We start from the raw sequence: 26,899 nt of genomic DNA, 5'->3' as shown, positions 1-26,899 counted from the left end.
GAGCCCACGTCCTGCCGGACGGGTGCCCGGACGGCCGGACTCCGGGCGGCGGCCGTGCGGGGCCGAACCCCCCGCCGGTGTACGGGGATCGGCCCCGGTCGGCGTCGCCGAGGGTGACTCAGTGGCAGCCGCAGGCCGCCAGTCTGGCCACGACGCGGTCCATCGCGGCGCGGGCGGTGTCGGCGGCCGCGGTGGTCTTCGTCATCACGGCGAAGGCGAGCAGCCGGCCTTCGGCGTCCACCACCGTGCCGGCCAGGGTGTTGACGCCGTTCAGGCTGCCGGTCTTGGCCCGGACCAGGCCGGCCGCCTCGGCCGCGCCGGAGCCGGCGCCGAAGCGCTTGCCGAGGGTGCCGGTGAATCCGGCGATCGGCAGGCCGGTGAGCACCGGACGCAGCGTCGGGTGCTGCTCCGAGGAGGCCAGCGCGAGCAGTTGGACGAGGACGGCGGGCGGGATCGCGTTGCCCGTGCTCAGCCCGCTGCCGTCGCCCAGCACCACCCCGGTCATCGGCACGCCGAGCCGGGCGAGCTCCTGGGTGACGGCGGTGGCGGCGCCCTCGAAGCTGGCCGGCTGGTGCGCGGCGAGCGCGGCCTGACGGGCGATCGCCTCGGCGAGGGTGTTGTCGGAGGTGGTGAGCAGGCGCTCGACCAGCCGGGCGACGGTCGGCGAATCGACCCGGCCGAGGACCGGCGCGGTGGCGGCCGCGGGGGCGGCGGCGGGCTTGGCCTTGCCGTCCACGGTGATGCCCTGGGCCTTCAGCTGGGCGGCGAAGGCGTCGGCGGCCTGGCCGGCCGGGTCGGCCACCCGGGCCGGCGCGTCCTCGCGGCTCTTCGGGTCGACCTTGCCCTCGTCGATCATCAGCGGGGTGACCAGCGCGATGTTGGCGGCGTCGTAGTTCTTGTGCTGGGGGCTGCCCGCGTAGAGCGAGAGGTCGTAGTCCAGCTTGACGGCGGTGGTGCCGGCCGCCTTGAGGGCGGCGGCGGTCTGCCGGGCCAGGGCCTCCAGGGAGGCGGGGGCGGTGTCGGCGTCGGCGGGCGCGCCGCCGATCTGCACCTGGTCGGCGGGCAGCGCGGTGAGGGTCGGGTCACCACCACCCACGAGGGTGATCTCGCCGGGGTTCGCACCCTTGACGACCCGGGTGGCCAACCGGGTGTCCCCCGGGATCAGCGAGAGCGCCGCGACGGTGGTCGCCAGCTTGGTGGTGGAGGCCGGGGTGGCGGGCGCGTTCTCCCCCGAGCCGTAGAGCACCCGGCCGTCCGCCGCGTCCGCGACGGCGAAGCTGACGGTGCCCAGGTTGCGGTCCGCGAGCGCGGCGGCGAGCGCCTGCTGGAGCCCCTGGGCGGTCGGCAGCGCGGCGCCCGGTCCGGCCTCGGCCGAGGCCAGGACGGCCCCCGCGACCGGGGCCGGGCGGCCGGCGGCCGGGGTGGCGGACGTCCCCGTGGGCGAACCGGCGGGCCCGGCGGGCGGGGTGCCGGGCGGCGGGGTGGTGGACGGCCCGGCGGCCCCGGTCGGGCCGGTCGGCTCCGCCGCTCCCACCCGGTTCCGGCCCTGGTCGCCGCCGCGGTCGTGCCCGCGGTCGCCGCCGCGGTCACCGTCCCCGCCGTCGTGCTTCTTCCCGTCCTCGCCGTGGCCCGCGCTGTGCCCACCGGCCGGAGGGGAGGGCTGGGCGTACGCGCCGCCGCCCGAGCCCAGCACCGTGCCGGCGACCAGTAGTGCCGCCCCGAACAACCCTGCGGCCGTCCCCCTGCGGCGGTCTCCCGCCCCGACCACTGCTCCCACCGACCGGCCCCTTTCCTGAGCACCCGCTCCCGTAGGAGACACTTGGATTCTGTCAGTCCCTACCTTGGAGGAACCGTTGGAGTTCGACGTCCTTATCGAAATCCCTAAGGGCTCGCGCAACAAGTACGAGGTCGACCACGAGAGCGGTCGCCTTCGTCTTGACCGGATGCTGTTCACCTCGACGCGCTACCCGGCCGACTACGGCTATGTCGAGGGCACCCTGGCGGACGACGGCGACCCCCTGGACGCCCTGGTCATCCTGGAGGAGCCGACCTTCCCCGGTTGCCTGATCAAGTGCCGCGTCATCGGCATGTTCAAGATGACGGACGAGGCCGGCGGCGACGACAAGCTGCTCTGCGTCCCGGCGACCGACCCCCGCTGGGAGCACCTGCAGGACATCCACCACGTGTCGGAGTTCGACCGTCTGGAGATCCAGCACTTCTTCGAGGTCTACAAGGACCTGGAGCCCGGCAAGTCCGTCGAGGGCGCCAACTGGGTCGGCCGCGCCGAGGCCGAGGCCGAGGTCACCGCGTCGATCAAGCGGCTTGCGGAGCAGGGCGGTCACTGAGCCCTCGTACCGATCTCGTTCGCAGGGCGGTTCGAGGTAGGTCGGGGCAGTCGGAGGCCGGGGTTCGCGGATTCGTCCGCGACCCCGGCCTTCGCCGTTCCCGGACGCGCCCGGAGGCTCCCGCGCCGCTCCCGGACCGACTTTGCCGACACTCTGTCGGTATGACGGCCACTTAGGTTAGGCTAACCAAAAAATCGGGGCCCGTTCCGATCCCTGGAGGCCGCATGCCCACGCCCGAGCAGCCCGTCCCGTTCTCCACCGTGCTCCGCACCGCCAGCAGCGAGGAGCACGAGGCCGCGGAGCAGTCGTCCTTCATGAGCCGCCTGCTGGGCGGACGGCTCGGCATCGACGCCTACGCCGACCTCACGGGCCAGCTCTGGTACGTCTACCGGGCCCTGGAGGGCCGGACCCCCGAGCTGGCGGACCACCCGGTGGCCGGACCGTTCATCGACCGGGCCCTGCTGCGCACCGCCGCCATCGAGCGCGACCTGGAGCACCTGCGCGGGCCCGGCTGGCGCGAGGGGCTGGCGCCGCTGCCCGCCACCGCCGCGTACGTGGCCCGGGTGGAGGAGCTGGCGGCCGAGTGGCCGGCCGGGTACATCGCGCACCACTACACCCGCTATCTCGGCGACCTGTCGGGCGGTCAGATCATCCGCGGCATCGCCGAGAAGACCTGGGGCTTCGAGCGCAAGGGCGACGGCGTGCGCTTCTACGTGTTCGAGGAGGTCGACAACCCGGCCGCCTTCAAGCGCGACTACCGGGCCAAGCTGGACGCCGCCGGGCTCGCGCTGGACGACATCGAGCGCCGCCGGGTGGTCGAGGAGTGCAAGCGCGCCTTCGTGCTCAACGGCGCGATCCTCCACGACCTGGACGGGCGTTACCCGCTGAGCGCCTGACCACCGCCGAGCGGGAACGTCCCCGCACCGGTGCGCCCGCGCCCGACCGGACGGCGAAGCACCGGGCCCCGGGGAGCGGTTGCTCGCCGGGGCCCGGTGCTTCCTGGGTGCCGGATCAGGCCTGCGCGGCGGTCCGGCGGCGGACCAGCACCGTGGCGCTGCCACCGAGCAGCAGCAGACCGGCCGCGGTGGCCAGCAGCGGCACCACCGGGGTGTCCGCGCCGGTGGAGGCCAGCGAGGCGCCGCCACCGGTGGTCAGCGAGGCGCCCACGCCGCTCCCCGCGGCGCCGACGGAGCCACTGCCCGCCCCCGTACCCGTCCCCACGCCCGTGCCGGCACCGGCCGCCGGGCCGGTGGGCAGCTGGGCACCCTTGTCGAAGGACAGCGCGACGGTGACCGGGTCGAGGGCCTCGCCGGCCGGGTAGCTGCCGAACGCGGGCACGCCCTCGGCGGTCAGCGTGGCCGGCACCCCGGAGAGCGTCACCACGCCGTTGACCGGGGCGAAGCTCGCCCCGGAGAGGTCCAGCCTGGCGATCCGGACGCCGGTGAGCGCGGTGTCGCCCCTCCCGTCCCGGGACTTCGCGTTGACGTCGGCGGTCAGGTAGGCGCCGTCCTTGTCGATCTTCAGGCCGAACCCGGCGAGGGTGGTGTCCAGCTGGTAGCCGCCGCCCTCCGGGTGGCCGAGGAAGCGGACCGAGCCGTTGAAACCGGCCGACACCGCGTGGGTCGCGGTGTCGTAGCTGCCGGTGCCGCCGCCGAAGCGGTAATCCGCGGCGCCGCCACCGAACTCCACTTTGCCGTTGGCCATCGTCGTCAGGTACTTGCGGAAGCTCTCCTTGACCGACCAGTCCAGGGTGGCGTTCACGATGGCGAGTTCGCCGTTCGGCGCGGCGGTGGCCGACGGCGAGCCCGGGGCGCTCGGCGACTTCGAGACGGACGGCGAACCGCTCGCGGAGGGCGAGCCCGAGGCGGACGGCGAGCCCGAGGCGCTCGGGGACTGCGAGGCCGACGCCGAACCGGTGGCGCTCGGCGACCGGGTGGCGGAGGGCGAACCGGTCGCGGACGGCGACCCCGTGGCGGACGGGGACTGCGAGGCGGACGGCGAGGCCGAGGGCGCGACGGTCGCCGTGGCGGTCGGCGACGGCGTGGCCGGGCTCTGCTTCAGCAGCAGCGCCAGCGGGTCCATCGCGGTCCCGGCCTGGTAGAAGCCGGCGAACGCCTTGGCACCCTGCTCGGTGAGCGCGGCCGCCGTCGGCACGCCCGTGGTGGTGTCCCGGCCGACCGTGAACGTCACCAGCGGCACGTCGTCCCGGCGGGTGACCTCGGTGGCACCCATCGACTCCTTGGAGGCGGTGTCGGCGGTGAGCGTGCCGGTCGTCCCCGAGGTGGAGATCTTCAGGTCGCTCAGACCGACGTCCAGCGCGCCGTGGTGGGCGGTGAACCGGACGCCGCCGCTGAAGGCCGAGGTGAGCGCGTGGGTGGTGAGGTCGTAGGACGCGCTCGCCAGGCCGAAGTGGAAGCTGCCGTCGGCGTTGGTGGTGGCGCCGCCGGTCAGCTCCACGCTGCCGCCGCCGACCGGGCCGGTGACGTAGCCGCGGAAGCTGCCCTTGACCCCCCAGTCCAGCGCGCCGGTGTCGTACGTGACGCTGCCGGGCCCGCCGGCGCCGAAGGCCAGGGCGGGAGCCCCGAAGGCGGTCAGGCCGAGGCCCGCGGTGGCGGCGGCGAGGGCGGCCAGCCGGGTGCGGTTGCGGCGGCCTGCGGGCATGGCGGAACTGCGGGACATGGTGGGACTCCGTTCGGTGGGCGGGGGACGGGAACCGACGTCAGGCCGCGTCGGCGGGGGTGGCACGGCGCCGGCGCCGGGCGAGCACCGCGGCGGTCGCGCCCAGTGCGACCACCAGGGCGCCGCCGGCCACCGCCACCGCCGGGACGCCGCCCGAGGAGGAGGACGCGGCGACGGGGGCGGCGGAGGCCGTGGTGGCGGCGGGGCCCGGCGCGGCCGGCGGTGCGCTGCCGATGTCGGGCAGCGGGGGGAGCGCGGCGGCCGGGTCGAGGGCGACGGCGAAGCTCAGCGGGTCCATCTCGGTACCCGCCGGGTAGAGCGTGCCGAAGGCCTTGGCGCCCGCCTCGGTGAGCTTGAGCGGGAGTTCGGCGGCCTTCAGCAGGCCCGCCTCGGACGTGAGCCCGGCCGGATCGAAGGCGGCCAGCTCGACCCCGGTCAGCGCCTGCGAACCGCCGTCCGGCGTACGGCCGGAGACGTCCGCGACCAGCCGGCCCCGACCGCCGGCCACCGTCACTCCCGGGTTGGCGAGGGTGAGGTCGAGCCCGTAGCCGTCGCCGCTCCGCAGGCCGGTGAAGCGGACGCTGCCGGAGAAGGCGGCGGTGAGGGTGCCGGCCGCCGGGTCGTACCCGCCCTTGGCGGGGGTCCAGCGGAAGAACGCGCCGCCGTCCGCCGCGCCGCCGGCGAGCTCCCAGCGGCCCTGGGCGATCGCGCCGGTGACGTAGTCGCGGAAGGTCCGGCGCACCCCCCAGTCGAGGGCGCCGTTCGCGAACTCCGTCCGGGCCGGAGCCGCGGGGGCGGCCGCCGACGGGGGCGTCGACGCCGGGGCGGCCGTCGGCTGTTCCGGCGTCGCGGCCGGCCGGTCGGTGGTCGGGGCGGCGGCCGGCGCGGACGGCGACGGGGCCGCCGGGGTCGGCTGGGCCGCCGGCAGGTTGACCGAGAGGTTGACCGGGTCCAGCGCCGTCCCGGCGGTGTAGAAGTTGCCGAAGGCCTTCGCCCCGGCATCGGTCAGCGTCGCGGGCACGTTGCCGAGCGTCAGGGTGCCGGCGGCGCCGCGCAGGTCGACCCCGGCCAGCGAGAGGTCGGCGAGCTTGGCCTGGCTCACGCTGCTGACCCGGCCGGTCTCCTTGGACTTGCTGCTGACGTCCGCGTACAGCCCGGCGCCACCGCCGGCGGCGGCCCGGAAGGTGAGCCGGCCGATGCTCAGGTCGAGCGCGTCGACGCCGTTCTCCTGGTGCCCGGTGAACCGGACCCCGCCGGAGAACGCGGCGCTCAGCGCGCCGGTGGCCGGGTCGTACGCGCCGGTGGCCGAGTGGAACCGGAAGGTGCTCCCGCCGACCGTGGCGGCGCCCCCGGTGAGCGCCCAACTCCCCTTGGCGATCGGGCCGGTGACGTAGGTCAGGAAGGACTGCCGGATCCCCCAGTCCAGCCGGCCGCCGGACACCCGACCCTCCGCCGCCCCGGCCTGGACCGGCAGCAGCGCCACCGTCAGGAGGGCGGCGAGGGTGGCCACCAGGGTGGCGGCCAGGCGACGGAGCCGTCTTGGCAGAGGCACGGCGGATCACTCCTCGGCACGACTGGGGAGGGGTCGGCGCGGCGCCGACCCCCTTGCGAAACTCAGGTAAGGCTAACCTAATATATGAGTCAAGAGTCTCGCCGATCTCCCCGGCCCGCCGCCGATGGCGACGACAACTCCCAGCGAAGGGACGCATGTTGAGCAGCAGCACGATCCGACCCCGGGTGACCCGCGGCCCCCTCCTGCTGCTGCTGGCCCTCGGCATGCTGCTCGGGCTGACCGCCTGCGGATCGGGCGCCGGCGCCACCGGAGCGGCCGGCCGGGCCGCCGCCACCCGCGCCCCGGACACCGTGGAGCCACTGGCCGAGACGCCCGCTCCCCGGCTCCCGGCCACCGCCGCCTCCGCCGACGGCCGCCAGGTCACGGTGACCAGCGCCGAGCGGATCATCCCGCTCAACGGGAGCCTCGCCGAGATCGTGTTCAGCCTCGGCCTCGGCCCCAGGGTGGTCGCCCGGGACGTCTCCACCACCTTCCAGCAGGCCGCCGCGCTCCCGGTGATCACCCAGGCGCACGACGTCTCCGCCGAGGGCGTGCTCTCGCTGCACCCGACCGTCGTCCTCGCCGACCGCTCCACCGGCCCGGCCGAGGCGATCGCGCAGATCCGCGCGGCGGGCGTCCCGCTGATCGTCCTCGACGACGCCAAGAAGCTCGCCGACGTCGGCCCCCGGATCGACACCGTCGCCGCCGGCCTCGGCGTCCCGGACGCCGGACGGCAGCTCAAGGAGCGCACCGAGCAGCGGATCACCGAGGCGAAGGCCGGGCTGCCCACCGCCGGCCGGCACCCCAAGGTCGCCTTCCTCTACCTGCGCGGCAGCGCCTCCGTCTTCCTCCTCGGCGGCCCGGACTCCGGCGCCGGCTCGCTGATCGAGGCCGTCGGCGGCGCGGACGCCGGCCAGGGCGCCGGGCTCACCGGCGACTTCACCCCGCTCACCAGCGAGGCCCTGGTCAAGGCCGCCCCCGACGCGATCCTGGTGATGAGCAAGGGCCTGGAGTCGGTCGGCGGCGTCGACGGCCTGCTGAAGCTGCCCGGCGTCGCCCAGACCCCGGCCGGGCTGGACCGCCGGATCGTCTCGATCGAGGACGGCCAGCTGCTCAGCTACGGCCCGCGCACCCCGCAGGTGCTCCGCGAGATCGCCGACCAGCTCTACCCGACGGCCGCCAAGTGAGCACCGCCGTACGGAAGAAGGCCCTCGCACTGCCCGGACCCCGGCGCACCGCCGTGATCACCGCCGGTCTGGCCGCCGCCCTGGTGCTCTGCGCCCTGCTCGCGGCCGGCATCGGCGCCTACCGCATCCCGCTCGGCGACATCCTCGCCTCCTTCGGCCACCGGCTCGGCCTCGGCGGCCACCCGCTCGACCGCGTCCCGGAGTCGGTGCTCTGGAACGTCCGCCTCCCCCGGGTGGTGCTCGCCCTGCTGGTCGGCGGCTCGCTCGGCTGCGCGGGCGCGCTGATGCAGGGCGTGTTCGGCAACCCGCTGGCCGAGCCCGCCGTGATCGGTGTCTCCTCCGGCGGCGCGGTGGGCGCGGTCGGCTGCATCGTGCTCGGCCTCGACGCCTTCGGCAACTGGACCGTCACCGCCTTCGCCTTCGCCACCGGCCTGCTGACGGTCTTCGCGGTGTACGCGATGTCCCGCTCCGGCGGCCGCACCGAGGTGGTCACGCTGATCCTCACCGGTGTCGCGGTGAACGCCTTCTGCGGAGCGCTGATCGGCCTCTTCCTGTTCACCGCCGACTCCGCCGCGATCAGCCAGGTGACGTTCTGGCAGCTCGGCTCGCTCTCCCAGGCCACCTGGGGCAAGGTGCTGGCGGTACTGCCGTTCGCACTCGTCGGCCTGGCCCTCGCCCCGCGCTACGCACGGCAGTTGGACCTGCTGGCGCTCGGCGAACGGCCGGCCCGCCACCTCGGCGTGGACGTCGAGCGGATGCGCCTGGTGCTGATCACCCTGGTCGCCCTGCTCACCGCCGCCGCCGTCGCGGTCAGCGGCATCATCAGCTTCGTCGGCCTGGTCGTCCCGCACCTGCTGCGGATGCTGGCCGGCCCGGGCCACCGGTTCCTGCTGCCCGCCTCCGCCCTCGGCGGCGCGCTCGTCCTGGTCGTCGGCGACCTCGCCGCCCGCACCCTGGCCGAGCCCGCCGAACTGCCGCTCGGCGTGCTCACCGCACTGATCGGCAGCCCGTTCTTCTTCTGGCTGCTGCGCCGCACCAGGACCAAGCAGGGAGGCTGGGCATGAGGCTGCGGACCCGGCCCGAGGTACCCGGACGCCCCGCCCCGGGCACCGAGCTGCTCGCCGCCGAGGGCGTCCGGCTGACGGTCGGCGGGCGCGAGCTGCTGGCCGGCGCGGACGTCCGGGTGACGGCCGGCGAGGTGGTCGCCCTGCTCGGGCCGAACGGCGCCGGCAAGTCCACCCTGCTCTCCGTACTGGCCGGCGACCTCGCGCCGACCGCCGGCACCGTCCGGCTGCTCGACCGCCCGCTGGCCGGCTACCGGCCGGCCGAACTCGCCCGGCACCGCACGCTGCTGCCGCAGTCGGCCGCCCTGTCCTTCCCGTTCCCCGCCGACGAGGTGGTCCGGATGGGCCGGGCCCCCTGGGCCGGCACGGCCGCCGCCGCGGAGGACGACGCGGTGGTCGCCGGGGCGATGGCCGCGACCGAGTCCGCCGCCTTCGCCGGGCGGCCGTTCACCGCGCTCTCCGGCGGCGAGCGGGCCCGGGTGGCGCTGGCCCGGGTGCTGGCCCAGCGGACCGCGCTGCTGCTGCTCGACGAGCCCACCGCCGCCCTCGACCTGCGTCACCAGGAGCTGGTGCTGCGGGTCGCCCGGGCGCGGGCCGCCGCCGGGGACGGTGTGGTCGTCGTGCTGCACGACCTGTCGCTGGCGGCGGCCTACGCGGACCGGGTGGTGCTGCTGACCGCCGGTGCGACGATCGCCGACGGCCCGGTGGCCGAGGTGCTGCGCGCGCCGCTGCTCAGCGAGGTCTACGGGCACCCGGTGGAGGTGCTGGCGCACCCGCGCACGGGCGTCCCGCTGGTCCTGCCCGAGCGCGACCGCTGAGCAGGGGACGGGCGCCGGGCACGGGCGGGCGCCGAACTCCGGCGACCGCTGGACACGGCCGACCCCCGCGCACCGGGGCCCGGCGCGCGCCGGGCCCCGGTCAGGCGTCGTCGTCGAGCCGGAAACCGACCTTCAGACCGACCTGGTAGTGCTGGATCCGGCCCTCCGCCAGGTGCCCCCGGACCTGCGTCACCTCGAACCAGTCGAGGTTGCGCAGCGTCCGGGAGGCCCGCTCCACCCCGTTGCGGATGGCGGCGTCGATGCTCTCGGTCGAAGACCCGACGATCTCGGTCACCCGGTAGACGTGCTCGCTCATGACGGACTCCCTCACCTGTGCGACGGCCCCCGTCCACCGTGCACCGCCACCGGCCGGTCCGCACTCCGGCGCCCGCCGGGCGGGCCCCCGGCCCCGTCCTCGGGCGCGCGGCGCCGCCCGTGCCGGGGAACCCGGGCGCGGGCCTAGAAGGCCGCCCGGATCCCGCCCACCGGCACCCCGCCGCCGAGCAGCGGCGCGGCCGCGATCCGCTCCACCGTGCCGTCCGCCGTGGTCACCCCGAGCCGGCGCAGCGCGGCCGCCAGGACCGGCCCGCGGGCCCGCTCGCCACCGTCGTCGATCTTGAAGGCGAGAGCCCGGCCGTCCGGCAGCGCCACCGCCTGCACGGCCTCGGCCCCCATCTTGGACAGCGCGCCCGGCACCGCCCGCATCAGCCAGGTGTCGGCCCGGCGGGTGCCGGCCACGTACTCGGGGTGGGCGCGCATGGCGTCGGCCACCCGGCGCTGCGGCGTCCCCGGCTCGGCGCCCAGCAGCGCCCGGTAGCCGCGGGCCAGGCCGGTCAGGCTGACGGCCAGCAGCGGGGCGCCGCAGCCGTCCACCCCGGCGTGCGCCGCCGGCTCGCCGGTGGCCTCCGCCATGGCCTCGCGGGCCAGCACCTGGAGGGGGTGCACCGGGTCGAGGTAGCTCTCGGTCGGCCAGTCGTTGGCGACGCAGGCGGCCAGCCAGCCGGCGTGCTTGCCGGAGCAGTCCATCAGGATCGGTGCGCGCCCGCCGCCGGACCGCAGGCGCAGCTCGGCCTCGGTCTCGTCGAGCGGCAGGTCGGCCGGGGTCCGCAGGGCGGACTCGTCCAGCCCCGCGTCACCCAGGATCCGCCGTACGCCGTCCAGGTGAAACGATTCCGCGGAGTGGCTGGAGGCGGCCAGCGCCAGCAGCTCGCCCTCGATCGCCAGGCCCGCCCGCAGGGTGGCCACCGCCTGGAACGGCTTGGCGCACGAACGCGGGAAGACCGGGGCGTCGGGGTCGCCCAGCGCGAAGTCCACCGAGCCGTCGGCGGCGAGCAGGACCAGCGATCCGTGGTGCCGGCCCTCGGTGAAGCCGGAGCGTATGACCTCGGCGAGCACGGGCAGGGCGACGGAGTGGGACATGGCGGAAGCCTTCCGGGGTGAGGGTGGGCCGGGGGCGAGCCGGACCGCACGCACCCGCCCCGGACACCTCACCCGGTCAGAGCGGGCCGCCCGCGAGCAGGTCGTCGACCCGCGCTTCCCCATCACGGTACCTGCGGGTGATCTCGGCACTGCAGCCGTCCGCCGTCCGCAGCAGCAGCTGCCGCCGGCCGGACACCTCGCGCTCGTGCGCGCGCAGCCGGTCCAGCGCGGCCAGCAGCTCCTCGGGCGGGTGCGCGGCCAGGTCGGCCAGCTGGACATCGCCCATCAGGGCGTCCGCCTCCAGCTGGGACTGCTGGCCACGGGGCGGCCCCAGGGTGACGTGCCGGGCGGAGCGGCGGACCGTCGACGGGGCATCGGTGAGGATGGCCGGCAGCCGGTCCAGCAGCGCGCCGCCCGCCGGGCTCTCACCCCCGGCCGCCACCAGGAGCGCGCCCGGCCGGCGGTCGAGCTCGGCCCGCAGGATGTCCATCCGACCGTGCAGCAGGCGCCGCAGATAGGAGAGGTCCGCCTCCTGCTCCAGGGTCTCCCGGCGCAGGGTGCGCAGCTGCTCCAGGCCCAACCGCCCCAGATCGGGCTCACCCTCCGTACCCGCTGCCGGGCCGGAGGAGCCCCCCACCGGCTCCGGCCCCTCGGGCGTCTGCCCGGACCGGCCCCGTGCCGTGCTGCTCGCGTCCATCAACCAACCACCTGCCGTCGTCCGATCCCGCCCGCTCGCGGCACCCCGTCGCCTGCCGCCGGTCCGACCCGTCCCCCGGGCGGGCCGTCGCGCGTACCCGCCGCGCACACCCGTCCGATGGCACGCGCGATCGCCCCCGAAAGGTTCCCGCCCTCGCCGATGCCACCCCACGGGGCGACACCACCAGAACGCCTGACCTACCGACTCGACCACCCGGCCGAACGGACCCGGCGCGGCGGACCTCTGGCGCCCCGGACCCTCGTACCGCCCCAGCGTGCCACCCCGCCCACCGCCGGTGCACCGCCCGTGCACCCGAACGGCCCCCTGGCGAACGGGGGTGGCTGATATGACCGGGGCTTTTCGCAGCGAGAGCGGCATCCCCTGGCGCGCAGGCGCGCACCACCCGGCGCGTACTCGCCTGCCGCACGCTCCCCAGGGGGCCGCCGGAACGCGCCGCCCGCTCCGGCACAATGGCCGCATGCGAGCAGTGGTGCAGCGAGTGACCGAGGCCAGGGTGACGGTGGCCGGCGAGACCGTCGGCGCGATCGAGGGACCGGGGCTCTGCGTCCTGGTCGGCGTCACCCACGAGGACACCCCCGCCAAGGCGGCCCAACTGGCCCGCAAGCTCTGGACGCTACGACTGCTGGAGCCGGACGGGGCCCGGGCCGACGGGGTCGAGCGGTCCTGCTCGGACCTGGGCGCGCCGCTCCTGGTGATCAGCCAGTTCACCCTCTACGGGGACGCCCGCAAGGGCCGCCGCCCCACCTGGAACGCCGCCGCCCCCGGCCCGGTCGCCGAGCCGCTGGTGGACGAGGTGGTCGCCCAGCTGCGCGCCCTGGGCGCCAAGGTCGAGACCGGCCGCTTCGGCGCGGACATGCGGGTCGCACTGGTGAACGACGGCCCGTTCACCGTCCTGGTCGAGGTCTGACCGGACCGGGGCCCGACCGGCCCGGCTACTGCGGGACGATCACGTCCTGCGTCCCCGGCACCGTCCCGGCCAGCAGCACCGCGTCCACCGGGACGTTCCGCTTGACGATCGCCAGCGCGATCGGCCCCAGCTCGTGGTGGCGCGCCGAGGACGTCACGAAGCCCAGTGCCCGGCCGTCCGGGTCCGAGGCGAGCCGCACCTCGGTACCGTGCGGGGGCAGCGTCTCCTCGGTGCCGTCCAGGTGCAGGAAGACCAGCCGGCGCGGCGGCCGGCCCAGGTTGTGCACCCGGGCGACCGTCTCCTGGCCGCGGTAGCAGCCCTTCTGCAGGTGGACGGCGGTCGTCAGCCAGTCCACCTCGTGCGGGATGGTCCGGTGGTCGGTCTCGAAGCCGAGCCGCGGCCGGTGGCCCTCGATCCGCAGCGCCTCGTACGCCCAGATCCCGGCCGCCGGGCCGTAGCCCCCGGTCAGCGCCGCCAGCTCGGCACGCGGCAGGAAGAGGTCCCGCCCGTAGGCCAGCTCGCGGACCGCCGCCGCGCCGTCCGCCGCGGCGGTGGAACCGGCCGGCAGGTGGACCACCGCGTAGTCGGCGGTCGCGTCGGCGACCTCGACCCGGTAGAAGAACTTCATGCTCTCCAGGTAGCCGAGCAGCGCCTGCGCCGTGCCCGGCTCGACGTGCGCCCAGGTGGTGGTGCCGTCGTCGACCAGGTACAGGGCGTGCTCGACGTGTCCGTTCGGGGAGAGCACCAGCGCCTCGGTGGCCTGCTGCACGGGCAGCTCGCTGACGTGCTGGGTGAGCAGCAGGTGCAGCCAGGCCAGCCGGTCGTCGCCGGTCACGGTGATCACGCCGCGGTGCGAGAGGTCCACGAAGCCGCTGCCCCGCGCGAGGTTGCGTTGCTCGCGGAAGATGTCGCCGTAGTGGGCGGCCACGCCCTCGTCGGTTCCCTCGGCGGGGACGGCACCGGGCAGCGCAAGCAGCGGGCTCTTCATACCGGCCAGCTTACGGCCGGTCCTCGGCGAGCTTGGCGGTGCAGTCGGCGCAGCGGCCGAAGATGGCGAAATGCTTGAGGTCGGTGTCGAAGCCGTGCTGCTCGCGCAGGCTCTCGATCAACGGGCGGGCGATCTCGGTACCGGTCTCGGTGACCTTCTCGCAGTCCCGGCAGACCAGGTGCAGGTGGTGGTGACGGCCCGCCAGGTGGTACGTCGGAGCACCGTGGCCGAGGTGCGCGTGCGACACCAGGCCGAGCTCCTCCAGCAGCTCCAGGGTCCGGTAGACGGTGGAGATGTTGATGCCGCTGGCCGTCCGGCGGACGTGCCCGAGGATGTCGTCCGGGGTCGCGTGGTCGAGCACGTCGACCGCCTCCAGGACGAGCTGGCGCTGGGGCGTGAGGCGGTAGCCGCGCTGACGCAGATCGGCCTTCCAGTCGCCGGAGAGCTGCCAGTCTGTGGTGCCGGTGTCCGCCACGGTGCTGTCCCTGCCAAGGTCGGGGGTCCTGATGCAAGTGTAGGGACCGGCCGTCGGCCGGTCCCTACCTCGTGCGCGGTGGGCTGTGGGCTGTGCCCGGCGGTGCGCCGTGCTCAGCGGTGCGCCGTGCTCAGCGGAAGAAGGCGATGCCGTCGTCCGGCAGGTCGTTGATGTCCTTGATCAGCTGGGCCGGGCTGAGCACCTTCTTCAGCTGCGCCGACATGTACGGGCGCAGCGGCACGTTCGGGGCGGCCTTCTCGCCGACCCAGAGCAGCTCCTCGTTGACGAAGCCGAAGAGACGCTTGCCGCCCGAGTACTCCGGCGAGCCCTCGATCCGGGCCACCGCGTCGGTGGAGACGTCGATCTGCGGCTTGCCGTCGGCCAGCTCGCCGTACCAGATCTCGACGGCGCCGTCGTCCCGGACGGAGGAGATCTCGATCCCGCGGGCACCGCTGGTGCCGTGCTGGTTGCTGGTCACGCGCCAGAACGCGTGCTCGTTCTCCAGCGGGCGGACCTTCTCGCCCTCGCTGTCCAGCACCCAGGTGCGGGAGCGGAACTCCAGGAACGGCCGGCCGTCGTGCCGGAAGACGATCTCCTGGCCGAAGTTGCACTTCTCCGCACCGGCGGCCTCCTCGCCGGGCAGCGGCGCGTAGACGCCCGCGCCCTCCCAGGTGCCGAGGAGGAAGGCGAGCGGGACGACGTCCTTGTGGAGGTCAGAGGGGATCTCGATCATGTTCCTGGTCGCTGTCGTCGACGATGTGGGGCAGCTTCAACCGTACGGCAGCCGGACTCAGCGCTGGCCCTGGTACAGCTTCATCACCGAGAAGATGGCGAACCAGGTGATCAGCACGGCCATGAGGGCCAGCAGACCGTCGAAGAAGATTTCCAGACCGGACACGGGGGGCTCCCAGGGCGGCGACAGTGTGGTGGATTTTGCTGGCGCTCACTCTATCCGCCGGGTGACGACGGGTCTCGGTGAGCCCCACCACGTCGGCATTTCGCCGGGATCTAGGGTGGCGGCATGTCCTCCGATACGAAGTCCGGCTCGAAGAAGCTCGTCATCAAGGTCACCGCCGGTGCGGACGCGCCGGAGCGCTGCTCGCAGGCCTTCACGGTGGCGGCGGTGGCCGTCGCCAGCGGGATCGAGGTCTCGCTCTGGCTGACCGGCGAGTCGTCCTGGTTCGCCCTGCCGGGGCGGGCGGCGGAGTTCGAGCTGCCGCACGCGGCGCCGCTGCCGGACCTGCTGGAGTCGATCCTGGCGGCCGGCACCGTCACCCTCTGCACGCAGTGCGCGGCCCGGCGCGGGATCGAGCAGAAGGACACCGTCGAGGGCGTCCGGATCGCGGGCGCGCAGGTCTTCGTCAGCGAGATCATGGCGGACGGCGTGCAGGCCCTCGTCTACTGATCCGGCCCCCGCCGCCCCTCGTGGTCCGGGTGGTCCCGGTCGTGACCGGGGTCGTCCCACTTCGGGTCCTCCCAGCGCGGGTCGTTCCACCAGTCGTCCTCGGGGTCCCGCTTGTTCGCGAACACCGCGGCGGCGGGCGGGATCACCATCGCGACCACGCACATGCCGATCGCGGCCGGGACGGACCAGAACCGGACCACGCCCCAGGCCAGGACGAACAGCCCCAGGCAGACGCCCATCATGGCGAAGTAGTAGCGATGCCGCCGGCTCCCCTGCACGCTTCCACCGTACGACCGAGGGCCCCTGCGGAAGCAGGGGCCCTCGGGATCGGATCCGGCAGTTTCGGGCCGGATCCGGCGCACTCGGTCACCCGGAGCGCTCGGCGTGCGAAGCGCACGCGGGGCGCTCGGAGCGGGGTCGGAGCGCTCAGACGGCGATGGCGACCTCGGTCAGGTTGCCCTGGGAGGCGACCACCTGGCGGTCCACGGTCTGCCCCGGGACGAGCGCGCGCAGCGTCCACTTGCCCGGGCGGGCGAAGAACCGGAACTGGCCGGTCGCCGAGGTGGGAACCTCGGCCGTGAACTCGCCGCCCTCGTCGAGCAGCCGGACGTAGCCGTTCACCGGCTCGCCGTCTCGGGTCACGGAACCCTGGATGATCGTCTCGTTCGCCACGTCAACTCCTGCCAGGTCCGGCCCACCGGCCTTCGCACCGCACATGTCTTGTCTTCCCTTCAGCCTTACAGGTGGAGCCGGCGGTTCAGTTGCCGAGCTCGATCGGCACGCCGACGAGGCTGCCGTACTCGGTCCAGGAGCCGTCGTAGTTCTTCACGTTCTCCTGGCCGAGCAGCTCGTGCAGCACGAACCAGGTGAGCGCGGAGCGCTCGCCGATGCGGCAGTAGGCGATGGTGTCCTTGGCCAGGTCGATGCCCTCGGCCTCGTACAGGGCCTTCAGCTCGTCGTCGCTCTTGAAGGTGCCGTCGTCGTTGGCGTTCTTGGCCCACGGGATGTTGCGGGCGCTCGGCACGTGGCCGGGGCGCTGCGACTGCTCCTGCGGGAGGTGGGCCGGGGCGAGCAGCTTGCCGGAGAACTCGTCGGGCGAGCGGACGTCGACCAGGTTGAGGGTGCCGATGGCGGCGATCACGTCGTCGCGGAAGGCACGGATCGAGGAGTCGACGGCCTGCGCCTTGTACTCGGTCGCGGGGCGGGCCGGCACCTCGGCGACCAGGTCGCGGGAGTCCAGCTCCCACTTCTTGCGGCCGCCGTCCAGCAGGCGGACATCGCCGTGGCCGTACAGCTTGAAGTACCAGTAGGCGTACGAGGCGAACCAGTTGTTGTTGCCGCCGTAGAGCACCACGATGTCGTCGTTGGCGATGCCCTTGGCGCTCAGCAGCGCCTCGAAGCCGGCCTGGTCGATGAAGTCGCGGCGGACCGGGTCCTGGAGGTCGCTCTTCCAGTCGATCCGGACGGCGTTGCGGATGTGGTTCTTGTCGTAGGCGGAGGTGTCCTCGTCGACCTCGACGATGACAACCTTCGGGTCGTCCAGGCGGGCCTGGACCCAGTCGGCGTCGACCAGGACGTCGCTGCGGCTCATGGTGGTGTTCTCCATCCGAGGGCGGTTTGCGGAAGGTGCTGCTGCGGGTGCTCGTCGGCGGCCGTTCCGAATTCATGTCCGAATAATGGGACGAACCAGGGAGGCGCACTGTTCCGAGCGGTGGTCTGCGGTGTGCAGCGGGAACGGCCGGTACGGGGCACCGGGCCAGATCACCGGGAGAATCGGCGGCGGGCGGGAAATGCCCTGCAAAGACGCCGAGTTAGCGCATTCGACACAGACAGGCGGCCACGCGGCACAGGTCTACCGCCCGCCGCTTCGTGAGGTCCGTCTGTCGCTTCATGCCGACGATGCTAGGGACACGGGGCACCCGCTGTCACCAGCGTATCGAATATTGAGACCAGATGGCTCATATAACGAGATTTGACCTTCTCATGGTGGGCGGGAACCGGCCAGCCGCCGTTCGGGGCCTCCCCGGGGGACGGCCGGGGGCGGGAAGCACACCGCTCCACGGTCGGCGCTGGACAGCGCGTCTCGCGGAGCGGAACAGGGGCAAGGAGTGCGGGGTACGGCGGTACGGCGGTACGGGGTACGGCGGTGCGGGCCGGTGGCGCGGCAGGCGGTGCGGGCCGGCGCTGCGGCCGGCGTCACCCGATCAGGGTCACGCCGTCGCCCTGGAAGGACAGCTGGAGGCCCTCCTCCTTCGGGGTCACCCCGGACAGCTTCAGCCCGGCCGGGAGCTGGTCGAGGGTGAAACTGACCGGATCGACCTTCTGGTTGGTCAGGCCCGCCACCATCGCGGCCACCCCGCTGAGCTGGAACCCGTCCGTCGTGACGGTGTTGCCCTGGCTGTGCACCGAACCCTCGCCGACCGCGAGCGGGCCCAGCGCCGCCTTGATCCTGCCCGGCCCGCCGTACGACAGGCTCAGCCGGGCGTTGGGGGCCACCGGCAGCTTCCCGGCGGCGGGCACCATCTCGGCGGCGGGCGGCAGCAGCTGGGCGAGGTCGGCGTAGGAGATCAGGCCGCTGCCGCTGCCTTTGGCCACCGTGGCGCTGCGCAGGCTGTCGCTCACCGCGACGCCGGACAGCCGGGCCTCGAAGGAGTGCAGCGCCACCTGGCGGGTGCCGTCACCGACGGTCAGCCCGTCGGCCGAGATCCGGAGGTCGTCCACCTTCTTCGACAGCAGATCGGTGAGGAACGGGACGTCGCCGATCGACACGTCCGGCCGATGGCTCATCCGGCCGCTCTTCACCAGTTGCTCGGCGACCTCGTCCTCGGCCAGGCCCACGGCGATCCGGTCCGCGCCCACCAGCAGGCCGGAAAGGACCACCAAACCGATCGTCGCCTTCAGCCAACCGCGCATCGCTCTCCCCCGTCGTCGCCCGCCGCTGTCGTCGTACGCGTCGTTCTCTTCGTCGATCTCGTCTTACCGGTCGTCTCGTCTTACCGGTCGGTCCGGTCCTACTCGTCGGTCCGGTCGGCGCCACCGGGCCCGCGAGCGCCCCGCCCGGCCGGCCGCCGCGACGGCCGCGCTCGCACGACCGTACGACGCCCGGCTCCGGACCATGGTTCCGGAGCCGGGCGTCGCGGGGCGTGCCGCCGGACCTCAGCCCGCCAGCAGCCGGGTGGCGAGCCAGATCAGCGGCGAGGCCACCGCCAGCGGCAGGGCCACGCCCGCCGTCATGTGCACGAAGCGGGACGGGAAGTCGTACCCGGCCACCCGGCGGCCGACCAGGGCGCCCAGACCCGCCAGCACGCCCAGCGCCAACGGGGCGCCGAGGACCAGGCCGAACACCACGGCCGCCAGCAGTCCGAGCACCGGGCCCAGCTGCTTCGGCCCGGGCAGTGGCGCCGCGGCCAGCACGGTGGCCAGCGCGACCGCGCCGACCGCCGCCGGCACCCAGTCCGCCAGCAGCAGCGCGGTGCAGAGCACCGTCACCACGCTGGCCGAACCGAGCACGGTGAGCGCGTAGAACCGCTCCTTCGGGTCCGAGGGGCGGAACGTCTGGAGCACCAGGACCAGCAGGAAGAACCCGCCCAGGGTGCCGACGACGGCTGCCGCCCCGCCGTCCGAGTCGGCCAGCAGCACCGCCACGTCGGCGGTGAGACCGGCCAGCACGGCGAGGGCGATGCCCTGACGGGCCGGCCACATGCCGTTCAGCCGGAACCAGCCGGCCGCGGTCAGCACCTGGAGCAGCGCGACGACCAGCGCCAGCGCCGGCTGCCCGATCGCCGCGCCCCCGGCCAGCAGCGCGGCCGCACCGGCGGTGATCAGGGCGGGCTGCAGGCCCGGGTCGATGATCGGCGAACCGGTCCGGACGGGCGCGGCGGAACCGGGCGCCACCGGTCCGGGCGCGGCGGTGCCTGGCCGACCCGGCACGGCGCCGTGCGGGGCACCGGCGCGGCGGCGGCCGGTGGGGGCACCGGGGCCGTCGGCGGGGGCCGTCGGGCGCTTGAGCGTCATGGTCGGCGAGTCGAGGACGTGCGCCGGGGCCGGGGCGGGGGCCGGGTTCGCGGCCGGGGCCGGCGCGGGCGGCATCGTGCCCGACACCACCACCGGTGGGAGCAGCGTCGTCGCCGCGTCGTCCATCGGCGGGACGGGCGGGAGCAGGGCCGTCGCCGCGTCGTCGACGGGCGGCTGGGCGTACGGCTGCTGCCCGTACGGCGGCTGCCCGAGCGGCGGCTGTCCGTACGGCTGCGGCTGCTGCCCGTACGACGGTCCGGCCTGCTGCGGTCCGGCCTGCCGCTGACCGCCCGGCCGGGCCTGCGGACGCTGCTGCCCGTACGGCTGCTGCGGAGGCCGGGGCTGTCCGTACGGCGGGGGCTGCGGGGGCTGCTGCTGCCCGTACGGCTGCTGGGGCGGCTGCCCGGGAGCACCGGCCGGCGGCCGGCTCCCCGGGTGCTCCGGCTGCCCCGGTGCCCGGCCCGCGGCGGGGGCGGGAGCGGGAGCGGGAGCAGGGGCGTACGGCCGGGCCACCTGCTCCTGCGGCTCCGGCGCGTACCCCTGCTGGGGGGCGTACGGGTGCTGGGACTGCGCCTGCGGATGCGGCGGCTGCTGCGGCTGCTGCTGCCAGCCGCCCGGGCCGGTCCCCTGCGGGCCGCCGTTCACGTTGTTCGGGTCCGTCACGCCGCTCACCCTCCCGCGAACGGCGGGAGCACCTCGACCGTGCCGCCCTCGGTGAGGGACACCGTCGCGTGGTCACGGCCGCCGACGGGAGAGCCGTCGACCAGGTAGGAGCAGTGTCCGAGCAACCGGACGAGCTTCGGCCGGTCGGCGTGCCGCGTCCTGGCCGCCGCGAGCGCCTCCGCCAGGGTCGCCGCCTCGTACGGCTCCTCGGCCAGCCCGGCCTCCGACTTCGCCGCCGCCCAGTAGCGGATCGTCCCGCTCACCCGAGCGGCGCCCGCTGGTTCGGTGGTCGCGCCCATGGCAACCCCTTCTCGTCGTCCTCGCCCGGGCCCGGTGCCCCGGGCGGGTCCCCACCGGCGGCCGAACACCACTCGAAAGAGGTACGCGCACGGTGCCGCCGATACGCGTCCCATGATGGCGTGTCCGCCGACCCGACCGGCAATCGCCCTGGCCGTGCGGGTGCCGGCGCCCGCACGACGCTGTGGTCAGGCTCACCCCCGGCGTGCCCGAAAAGGCCGAACGGCCGCTTTCGAGCCCTCCCGGCGAGAGAGCAGGTCGGCTATCCTCGACCCCTGAGGGATCCGGGCAGAGTCGCCCCCGGATCCTTTCGTGCTTTCAGGACGCCAGTACGGACGTTCTTGCGATTCGTCGGTCCACCCCCGGCGCGGAGCAGGAACCGCCCCGCCATTCCCGGCACAACGACGTACCGGGACCAGGACGGGGTGTCGGATCCCGGCTCCGGGCCGCCGCCCGGTACGGGACAGACCGGAAGGTTCACGGGATGGGCAGGGCAGAAACGGTGCACCAGGGGTTGCGGGACCTCCGACGCACGCCTCGTTCTGCCGTGCACGCCGGTGAATCCTCCGGTGAACGCCTGGCCTCCTCCCCCACCTCCCTCGCGTCGCCCGCCGCCGCCCCACCCGGGGCCCGCGCGCGACACCTCCTCGCACGTGCGCCAACCGGCTGTGGCGGCAGCCGTCACGCGACCGCGACGACCCGGAAAGGGGACTACCGGGTATGAGTTCTCTGCTCCTCCTCACCAACGCGCTGCAGCCCTCCGCGGAGGTACTGCCGGCCCTCGGCCTGCTGCTCCACAACGTCCGGGTGGCGCCCGCCGAGGGCTCCGCCCTGGTGGACACCCCCAGCGCGGACGTCATCCTGGTCGACGGCCGGCGGGACCTGCCGCAGATCCGCAGCCTCTGCCAGCTGCTCCGCTCCACCGGCATCGGCTCACCGCTGATCCTGGTGGTCACCGAGGGCGGCCTGACCGCCGTCACCGCGGAGTGGGGCATCGACGACGTCCTGCTGGACACCGCCGGCCCCGCCGAGGTGGAGGCCCGGCTGCGGCTCGCCCTCGGCCGCCTCCAGGTGACCACCGACGACAGCCCGATGGAGATCCGCAACGGCGACCTCTCGGTCGACGAGGCCACCTACTCCGCCAAGCTCAAGGGCCGGGTGCTCGACCTCACCTTCAAGGAGTTCGAGCTGCTCAAGTACCTCGCGCAGCACCCCGGCCGGGTCTTCACCCGGGCGCAGCTGCTCCAGGAGGTCTGGGGCTACGACTACTTCGGCGGCACCCGGACGGTCGACGTCCACGTCCGGCGCCTGCGGGCCAAGCTCGGCGTCGAGAACGAGCAGCTGATCGGCACCGTGCGCAACGTCGGCTACCGCTTCGTCGTCCCGGAGAAGCCGGACAAGGGCGAACGGCCGGACCTCGCGCAGCGCTCCGCGGCCTCGCTGGAGGCCTGACCGCCGGCCGGGCGGCCGCCCGCCGCCCGGCCTGTCCGGATTCGCCCCGCGCTGTCCTGCCGGCATCCGCCGAGCAGCCGAGCTACCACTGCCCGGGCGGACGCCACACGCGTAGACTCCTCCCGTGGCCAAAGTGACGCGCGACGATGTAGCCCGACTGGCTGGTACCTCGACCGCGGTCGTCAGCTACGTCATCAACAACGGGCCGCGCCCGGTCGCGCCCGCGACCAAGGAGAAGGTGCTCGCGGCGATCGAGCAGCTCGGCTACCGGCCGAACAGCGTCGCCCAGGCGATGGCCTCCCGCCGCACCAACCTGATCGGCATGGTCGTCCCCGACGCCCGCCAGCCGTTCTTCGCCGAGATGGCGCACGCCGTGGAACGCGCCGCCTCCGAGCGCGGCAAGCTCGTCCTGATCGGCAACTCCGACTACGTGGACGACCGCGAGGTGCACTACGTCCGCGCCTTCCTCGGCATGCGGGTCTCCGGCCTGATCCTGGTCAGCCAGGGCCCCTCGCAGCGGGCGGCCGAGGAGTTCGCCGCGATGGAGGGCGCCAAGGTGGTGCTCCTGCACCGCCGGCCCGAGGCGATCGACGACGTCGCGGTGGTCACCGACGACGTGGCCGGCGCCGAGGCCGTCGTCCGCCACCTGCTGGAGGAGCACGGGCACCCGTACGTGGCCTGCTTCGGCGGCCCGGTCGAGTCCCCCGCCCCCGGCGACCCGGTCATCGACCACGTCGAGGGCTGGCAGCGCGCCATGGACGCCCACGGCCTGCCCACCGAACCGCACCTGATCGACGCGCCCTTCCACCGCTACGGCGCCTACGAGGTCGCGCTCGGCCTGCTGGGCTCGGCCGAGCGGCCGCCCGCCGTCTTCTGCTCCACCGACGACCAGGCGATCGGCGTGCTGCGGGCCGCCCGCGAGCTCGGCCTGCGGGTCCCGGAGGACCTCGCGGTGGCCGGCTTCGACGACGTGCCCGAGGCCGCCTTCGCCGACCCGCCGCTGACCACCGTCGCCTCCGACCGCGACGCGATGGCCCGGGCCGCGGTGGACCTCGTCCTCGACGACTCGCTGATGGTGCCCGGCTCGGACACCGAGCGGGTCCGGAAGTTCCCGTCGCGCCTGGTCATCCGCCGTTCCTGCGGCTGCCGGCCGAGCGCGCCGCAGGAGACTCGGCCGTCCTAGCGGCGGTCCCGGCCTGACCAGGCTTTATGAGAAGTCAACGGGCTTCTCGGGGGCTTCTGACCCCGTTCTCATCGGATCCTCATCCGGCGGGCGGACGTTGGTCGGCATGAGCGATCAGCAGCACGGCAGCGAGCAGTACGACCCGTACCGGGCCCCGCACGGACACCCGCACCCCGCCGAGGGACAGGTCGTCCGGGGCACCGTCCTCGACAGCACGACCACCGGGTACCCGGCCGCCGGTCACCCCTCGGTCGGCACCCCGCCCCCTCCCCCGCCCGCGGCCCCGCCGATGCCGCCGGCGCCCCCGGCCGCCGACGGACCGACGTCCCACGGCGGGCACGGCGGCCGGGGCAGGCGCGGCCTCCTGCGCGGCCGGGTCGCGCTGGTCACCGCCGTCGCGGCGGTCGCCGCCGTCCTCGGCGGGGTGACCGGCGGTGTGGTCGCCGCCCAGGAACACGGCTCGGCCACCCGCACCGGCACCATCGCCAGCCCGGTCTCCGCCCGCTCGGACGGCAGCGCCGACGTCGCCGCGATCGCCTCGGCCGTCTCGCCGAGCGTCGTCCAGATCACCGTGAAGACCGCGAACGGCACCGCCACCGGCACCGGCGTGGTGCTCGACAAGGACGGCCGGATCCTCACCAACTACCACGTCGTCTCCGGCGCCTCCGACGGCGGCCAGGTCACCGTCACCTTCAAGGACGGCTCCACCGCCAAGGCCACCGTCACCGGCACCGACAAGTCCCTGGACGCCGCCGTGATCACCGCGAGCGGCGCCAAGAACCTCAGCCCCGCCACCCTCGGCGACTCCTCCACCGTCGGGGTCGGCGACGCGGTCGTCGCCATCGGCAACCCGGAGGGCCTCACCGGCACCGTCACCTCCGGCATCATCAGCGCCGAGAACCGCGAGGTCACCGTCCAGGTCGACGAGGGCACCACCAGCGGCAACGGCGGCTTCGGCTTCCCGAACCTGCCCGGTCTGCGCGGCAGCACCCCGCAGCAGAACAGCGGTGAGACCGCGACCTACAAGGCCTTCCAGACCGACGCCGCGCTCAACCCCGGCAACTCCGGCGGCCCGCTGATCAACGCGAACGGCCAGGTCATCGGCATCAACTCGGCGATGTACTCGGCCGGCGGCTCCAGCTCCACGGCCGGCGGCGGCACCGCCGGCAGCGTCGGCCTCGGGTTCGCCATCCCGATCAACGACATCAAGCAGGTGCTGCCCGAGCTGCAGGCCGGGCAGAACATCTAGACGGACAATTACTCCGAGCAGGTCACCTCAGCACCCGAGCAGCGCCCCGGCAGTTCCGCAGCACCCGAGCAGCACCCCAGCAGGCTCCCGACAGGCTCTCCGCCGAGGAGAGACGACGAGAAAGGGCAACCGCCCATGACCCCGGCCGCCGACGACCGCACCCCCGCCGAGCCCGGACCGGCCTCCGCCCGGCTCCTCGTGGTCGACGACGAACCCGCCCTCCGGGACGCCCTGGAGAGCAGCCTCGCCTTCGAGGGCTACGAGGTCGTCACCGCCACCGACGGCTACGAGGCGCTGGAGACCGTCGAGCGGGAGAAGCCCGACCTCGTCCTGCTGGACATCATGATGCCCCGGATGGACGGCCTCACCGCCGTCCGCCGGATGCGCTCGCGCGGCGACACCGTCCCGGTCCTGATGCTGACCGCCCGCGACGCCGTCGGCGACCGGGTCACCGGCCTGGACGTCGGCGCCGACGACTACCTCGCCAAGCCCTTCGAACTCGACGAACTGCTCGCCCGGGTCCGCGCCCTGCTCCGCCGCAACGCCCTCGCCACCGAGGCCGCCGCCCGCGCCGCGGCCGTCGAGGACGACAGCGAGGTCCTGGCCTTCGCCGACCTCCGGATGAACACCGCCACCCGCGAGGTCACCCGGGCCGGCAGGCCGGTCGAGCTGACCCGCACCGAGTTCATGCTGCTGGAGATGTTCCTCTCGCACCCCCGCCAGGTGCTCACCCGCGAGCAGATCCTCAAGGCGGTCTGGGGCTTCGACTTCGAGCCCTCCTCCAACTCCCTGGACGTCTACGTGATGTACCTGCGCCGCAAGACCGAGCAGGGCGGCATGCCCCGGATCATCCAGACCGTACGCGGCGTCGGCTACGCCCTCCGCCCGGCCGCCGGCACCACGGCGTGAGCGACACCGCCACCCCGCCCCCGCCCCTGCTACCGCCCCGCGTCCACCGCCGGCAGCGGCTCGCCCGCTGGTACCGCGCCCAGTCCCTGCGCCGCCGGCTCACCTTCCTGACGGCGGCGGCGGTGGCGGTGGCGATCGCCCTGTCGGCGCTGGCCTGCTGGTTCATCGTGGAGAAGCAGCTGTACGGGCAGGTCCGCAACGACCTGCAGAACGTGCCGCCTCCCCGCGCGGCCCCGCTGAGCCTTCCGTGCGCCACGACCCCGGAAGCCGCCCTGAAGATGGTCCAGCAGGCCAAGGAGGCCGGGACCCTGCCGGAGCCTCCGGGCGGTGGCCCCGCCGCCCGGGACACCCAGTTCGTCTGGGCCGACCCGGCCTGCGTCACCCTGCCGGCGAGTGCCACCAGGGCGATCGTGATCCAGCCGGAGGACGCCCGGGCGTTCGCGCTGAAGCCGAATCAGTCGATCATCCGCGACGGCCGCTTCACCAACGGTGATCCCGCCACGGTCAAGATCACCACAGCCGTCGCCACCAACCACTCCTCCGTGCTCATCATGGTCGCCTCCCCGACCAAGTCGACCGAGGAGTCGCTGCAGAACCTCGCCCTGATCCTCGGGGGCGTGGCCCTCGGCGGCATCATCCTCGCCGGGGTCGCCGGCCGGTTCGTGGCCCGCTCGGCGCTCAAGCCCGTCGACCGGCTCACCGACGTGGTCGAGCACATCGCCCGCACCGAGGAGGTCGGCAGCACGATCCCCGTGCACGGCAGCGACGAGATCGCCCGGCTCTCCGCCTCGTTCAACTCGATGAGCACCGCGCTCGCCAACTCCCGCGACCGCCAGACGCGGCTGATCGCCGACGCCGGGCACGAGCTCCGCACCCCGCTCACCTCACTGCGCACCAACGTCGACCTGATGATCCGCAGCGACGACACCGGCCGTCCGCTGCCCGCCGCGACCAGGACCAAGCTGCTCGGCAACATGAAGGCGCAGATGCAGGAGCTCACCGTCCTGATCGGCGACCTGCTCCAGCTCTCCCGCCCCGACACGCCGAAACCGGGCCGGATCCTGGCGGTGGTCGCCCTGCACGAGCTCGCCGACCGGGCCGTCGCCCGGGCGAAGCTCCGCGGTCCGGGGCTGGTCTTCGAGACCGACGTCGAGCCGTGGTTCGTCCAGGGCGACGCCGCCGCGCTGGAGCGCGCCGTGATCAACCTGCTGGACAACGCGGTCAAGTACAGCCCGCCCGGCGCCGCGATCGACGTCCGGCTCCACCAGGGCGTGCTGACCGTCCGGGACCACGGCCCCGGGATCCCGTCGGACGAGCTGCCGTACGTCTTCGACCGCTTCTGGCGCTCGCCGTCCTCGCGCCAGCTCCCCGGGTCCGGCCTGGGGCTGTCGATCGTCGCGCAGAGCGTGCGGGAGGCGGGCGGCGAGGTGTCGCTCGGCCCGGCGCACGACGGGGGCCCGGGCGCCCTGGCCACCGTCCGGCTGCCGGGCGGCCCCTCGGCCGGCTAGCCGCCGGGCCCGGACGGACGGAACGGGCGGGGCGCCCCGACAGCGCCCCGCCCGTTCCTCCGTCGGC

28 protein-coding genes are annotated in these 26,899 nt (G+C 74.4%); 12 read left to right on the top strand and 16 right to left on the bottom strand.

What is annotated here, in order from left to right; genetic code table 11:
* Positions 1-118: 118 nt before the first annotated feature.
* The gene (dacB, locus tag ACFWA9_RS10850; protein WP_380385508.1) at positions 119-1,777 is read right to left on the bottom strand and encodes a D-alanyl-D-alanine carboxypeptidase/D-alanyl-D-alanine-endopeptidase; all 1,659 of its coding nucleotides are present in this window, start codon (positions 1,775-1,777) and stop codon (positions 119-121) included.
* Positions 1,778-1,853: 76 nt separating this feature from the next.
* On the opposite strand from dacB, the gene ACFWA9_RS10845 reads away from it, so the two are divergent.
* Together ACFWA9_RS10845 and ACFWA9_RS10840 are read left to right on the top strand one after the other, a co-directional pair.
* Positions 1,854-2,345: an inorganic diphosphatase gene (locus tag ACFWA9_RS10845; protein ID WP_329492202.1), complete on the top strand. Its 492-nt coding sequence runs from the start codon at positions 1,854-1,856 to the stop codon at positions 2,343-2,345.
* Positions 2,346-2,569: 224 nt separating this feature from the next.
* Entirely contained in the window at positions 2,570-3,241 is a 672-nt protein-coding gene (locus ACFWA9_RS10840; RefSeq protein WP_380385506.1) for a heme oxygenase (biliverdin-producing), read from the top strand.
* Between the two features lie 115 nt (positions 3,242-3,356).
* On the opposite strand, the gene ACFWA9_RS10835 is transcribed toward ACFWA9_RS10840, so the two are convergent.
* Both ACFWA9_RS10835 and ACFWA9_RS10830 read right to left on the bottom strand, forming a co-directional pair.
* Positions 3,357-5,024 (bottom strand): HtaA domain-containing protein, encoded by a 1,668-nt coding sequence (locus ACFWA9_RS10835; protein ID WP_380385503.1) that lies wholly within the window; start codon positions 5,022-5,024, stop codon positions 3,357-3,359.
* Between the two features lie 40 nt (positions 5,025-5,064).
* Entirely contained in the window at positions 5,065-6,576 is a 1,512-nt protein-coding gene (locus ACFWA9_RS10830) for an HtaA domain-containing protein (protein ID WP_380385500.1), read from the bottom strand.
* Between the two features lie 224 nt (positions 6,577-6,800).
* On the opposite strand from ACFWA9_RS10830, the gene ACFWA9_RS10825 reads away from it, so the two are divergent.
* From ACFWA9_RS10825 to ACFWA9_RS10815, 3 genes are read left to right on the top strand one after another with little or no spacing between them, the layout of a single operon-like run.
* Complete coding sequence (locus ACFWA9_RS10825) at positions 6,801-7,763, top strand: hemin ABC transporter substrate-binding protein (RefSeq protein WP_380385533.1); 963 nt, start codon at positions 6,801-6,803, stop codon at positions 7,761-7,763.
* Complete coding sequence (locus ACFWA9_RS10820; RefSeq protein WP_380385497.1) at positions 7,760-8,827, top strand: FecCD family ABC transporter permease; 1,068 nt, start codon at positions 7,760-7,762, stop codon at positions 8,825-8,827. Before ACFWA9_RS10825 ends, ACFWA9_RS10820 begins: the two co-directional genes overlap by 4 nt.
* Positions 8,824-9,645: a heme ABC transporter ATP-binding protein gene (locus ACFWA9_RS10815; RefSeq protein WP_380385494.1), complete on the top strand. Its 822-nt coding sequence runs from the start codon at positions 8,824-8,826 to the stop codon at positions 9,643-9,645. Before ACFWA9_RS10820 ends, ACFWA9_RS10815 begins: the two co-directional genes overlap by 4 nt.
* A 100-nt stretch (positions 9,646-9,745) precedes the next feature.
* Here the strand turns inward: ACFWA9_RS10815 and ACFWA9_RS10810 are convergent, their stop codons facing one another.
* The 3 genes from ACFWA9_RS10810 to ACFWA9_RS10800 form a co-directional block, all read right to left on the bottom strand.
* Positions 9,746-9,961, bottom strand: a complete 216-nt coding sequence (locus ACFWA9_RS10810; protein WP_329489112.1) for a dodecin — start codon at positions 9,959-9,961, stop codon at positions 9,746-9,748.
* 143 nt (positions 9,962-10,104) lie between these two features.
* Positions 10,105-11,064 carry an asparaginase gene (locus tag ACFWA9_RS10805; protein WP_380385491.1) on the bottom strand — a complete coding sequence of 320 codons (960 nt, stop codon included), beginning with the start codon at positions 11,062-11,064 and terminating at the stop codon, positions 10,105-10,107.
* 76 nt (positions 11,065-11,140) lie between these two features.
* Positions 11,141-11,761 carry an ABC transporter substrate-binding protein gene (locus ACFWA9_RS10800; RefSeq protein WP_380385488.1) on the bottom strand — a complete coding sequence of 207 codons (621 nt, stop codon included), beginning with the start codon at positions 11,759-11,761 and terminating at the stop codon, positions 11,141-11,143.
* Between the two features lie 478 nt (positions 11,762-12,239).
* Here ACFWA9_RS10800 and dtd point away from each other — a divergent pair, with 478 nt between their 5' ends.
* The gene (gene dtd / locus ACFWA9_RS10795) at positions 12,240-12,689 is read left to right on the top strand and encodes a D-aminoacyl-tRNA deacylase (RefSeq protein WP_380385485.1); all 450 of its coding nucleotides are present in this window, start codon (positions 12,240-12,242) and stop codon (positions 12,687-12,689) included.
* A 25-nt stretch (positions 12,690-12,714) separates the two neighbouring features.
* On the opposite strand, the gene ACFWA9_RS10790 is transcribed toward dtd, so the two are convergent.
* The 3 genes from ACFWA9_RS10790 to ACFWA9_RS10780 all read right to left on the bottom strand — a co-directional run bounded on the left by ACFWA9_RS10790 (position 12,715) and on the right by ACFWA9_RS10780 (position 14,885).
* Entirely contained in the window at positions 12,715-13,677 is a 963-nt protein-coding gene (locus tag ACFWA9_RS10790) for a folate-binding protein (protein ID WP_329489108.1), read from the bottom strand.
* A 10-nt stretch (positions 13,678-13,687) separates the two neighbouring features.
* Positions 13,688-14,152, bottom strand: a complete 465-nt coding sequence (locus ACFWA9_RS10785) for a Fur family transcriptional regulator (RefSeq protein ID WP_329489107.1) — start codon at positions 14,150-14,152, stop codon at positions 13,688-13,690.
* Between the two features lie 130 nt (positions 14,153-14,282).
* Positions 14,283-14,885, bottom strand: a complete 603-nt coding sequence (locus ACFWA9_RS10780) for an FABP family protein (protein WP_329489106.1) — start codon at positions 14,883-14,885, stop codon at positions 14,283-14,285.
* 288 nt (positions 14,886-15,173) lie between these two features.
* Here ACFWA9_RS10780 and ACFWA9_RS10775 point away from each other — a divergent pair, with 288 nt between their 5' ends.
* Complete coding sequence (locus ACFWA9_RS10775) at positions 15,174-15,557, top strand: DsrE family protein (RefSeq protein ID WP_380385480.1); 384 nt, start codon at positions 15,174-15,176, stop codon at positions 15,555-15,557.
* Here the strand turns inward: ACFWA9_RS10775 and ACFWA9_RS10770 are convergent.
* The 7 genes from ACFWA9_RS10770 to ACFWA9_RS10740 all read right to left on the bottom strand — a co-directional run bounded on the left by ACFWA9_RS10770 (position 15,551) and on the right by ACFWA9_RS10740 (position 20,533).
* A complete protein-coding gene (locus ACFWA9_RS10770) occupies positions 15,551-15,799 on the bottom strand; it encodes a hypothetical protein (protein WP_380385530.1) in 249 nt (82 codons plus the stop codon). The two genes, ACFWA9_RS10775 and ACFWA9_RS10770, sit on opposite strands and share 7 nt — an antisense overlap.
* Positions 15,800-15,983: 184 nt before the next feature.
* Positions 15,984-16,274, bottom strand: coding sequence for a DUF1416 domain-containing protein (locus ACFWA9_RS10765; RefSeq protein WP_093861460.1), 291 nt, complete (start codon positions 16,272-16,274; stop codon positions 15,984-15,986).
* Positions 16,275-16,314: 40 nt separating this feature from the next.
* Positions 16,315-17,148, bottom strand: a complete 834-nt coding sequence (locus ACFWA9_RS10760; RefSeq protein ID WP_352293668.1) for a sulfurtransferase — start codon at positions 17,146-17,148, stop codon at positions 16,315-16,317.
* A 220-nt stretch (positions 17,149-17,368) separates the two neighbouring features.
* On the bottom strand, positions 17,369-17,449 hold the full coding sequence (locus ACFWA9_RS10755; protein ID WP_350517234.1) for an Ms5788A family Cys-rich leader peptide: 81 nt from the start codon (positions 17,447-17,449) through the stop codon (positions 17,369-17,371).
* Positions 17,450-17,753: 304 nt separating this feature from the next.
* Positions 17,754-18,437 carry a DUF2993 domain-containing protein gene (locus ACFWA9_RS10750; RefSeq protein ID WP_380385477.1) on the bottom strand — a complete coding sequence of 228 codons (684 nt, stop codon included), beginning with the start codon at positions 18,435-18,437 and terminating at the stop codon, positions 17,754-17,756.
* A gap of 276 nt (positions 18,438-18,713) precedes the next feature.
* Complete coding sequence (locus tag ACFWA9_RS10745; RefSeq protein ID WP_380385475.1) at positions 18,714-20,234, bottom strand: hypothetical protein; 1,521 nt, start codon at positions 20,232-20,234, stop codon at positions 18,714-18,716.
* A 5-nt stretch (positions 20,235-20,239) separates the two neighbouring features.
* Positions 20,240-20,533 (bottom strand): MoaD/ThiS family protein, encoded by a 294-nt coding sequence (locus ACFWA9_RS10740; protein WP_329489100.1) that lies wholly within the window; start codon positions 20,531-20,533, stop codon positions 20,240-20,242.
* A gap of 718 nt (positions 20,534-21,251) precedes the next feature.
* Between ACFWA9_RS10740 and ACFWA9_RS10735 the strand changes: the two genes are divergently transcribed.
* The 5 genes from ACFWA9_RS10735 (at position 21,252) to ACFWA9_RS10715 (ending at position 26,832) form a co-directional block, all read left to right on the top strand.
* Positions 21,252-21,983, top strand: a complete 732-nt coding sequence (locus tag ACFWA9_RS10735) for a response regulator transcription factor (RefSeq protein ID WP_380385472.1) — start codon at positions 21,252-21,254, stop codon at positions 21,981-21,983.
* 124 nt (positions 21,984-22,107) lie between these two features.
* A complete protein-coding gene (locus ACFWA9_RS10730; protein WP_359803847.1) occupies positions 22,108-23,166 on the top strand; it encodes a LacI family DNA-binding transcriptional regulator in 1,059 nt (352 codons plus the stop codon).
* 106 nt (positions 23,167-23,272) lie between these two features.
* Complete coding sequence (locus ACFWA9_RS10725) at positions 23,273-24,415, top strand: S1C family serine protease (protein WP_380385469.1); 1,143 nt, start codon at positions 23,273-23,275, stop codon at positions 24,413-24,415.
* A gap of 135 nt (positions 24,416-24,550) precedes the next feature.
* Positions 24,551-25,324: a response regulator transcription factor gene (locus tag ACFWA9_RS10720; protein WP_380385466.1), complete on the top strand. Its 774-nt coding sequence runs from the start codon at positions 24,551-24,553 to the stop codon at positions 25,322-25,324.
* A complete protein-coding gene (locus tag ACFWA9_RS10715) occupies positions 25,321-26,832 on the top strand; it encodes a HAMP domain-containing sensor histidine kinase (protein ID WP_352293686.1) in 1,512 nt (503 codons plus the stop codon). Before ACFWA9_RS10720 ends, ACFWA9_RS10715 begins: the two co-directional genes overlap by 4 nt.
* Positions 26,833-26,899 lie beyond the last annotated feature (67 nt).

Origin of the sequence: Kitasatospora sp. NPDC059973, assembly GCF_042737525.1 — a bacterium.
Taxonomy (GTDB): Bacteria; Actinomycetota; Actinomycetes; order Streptomycetales; family Streptomycetaceae; genus Kitasatospora.
Note: the sequence above shows the minus strand (reverse complement) of the source record. Positions and strands in the feature narration are given on the sequence as shown.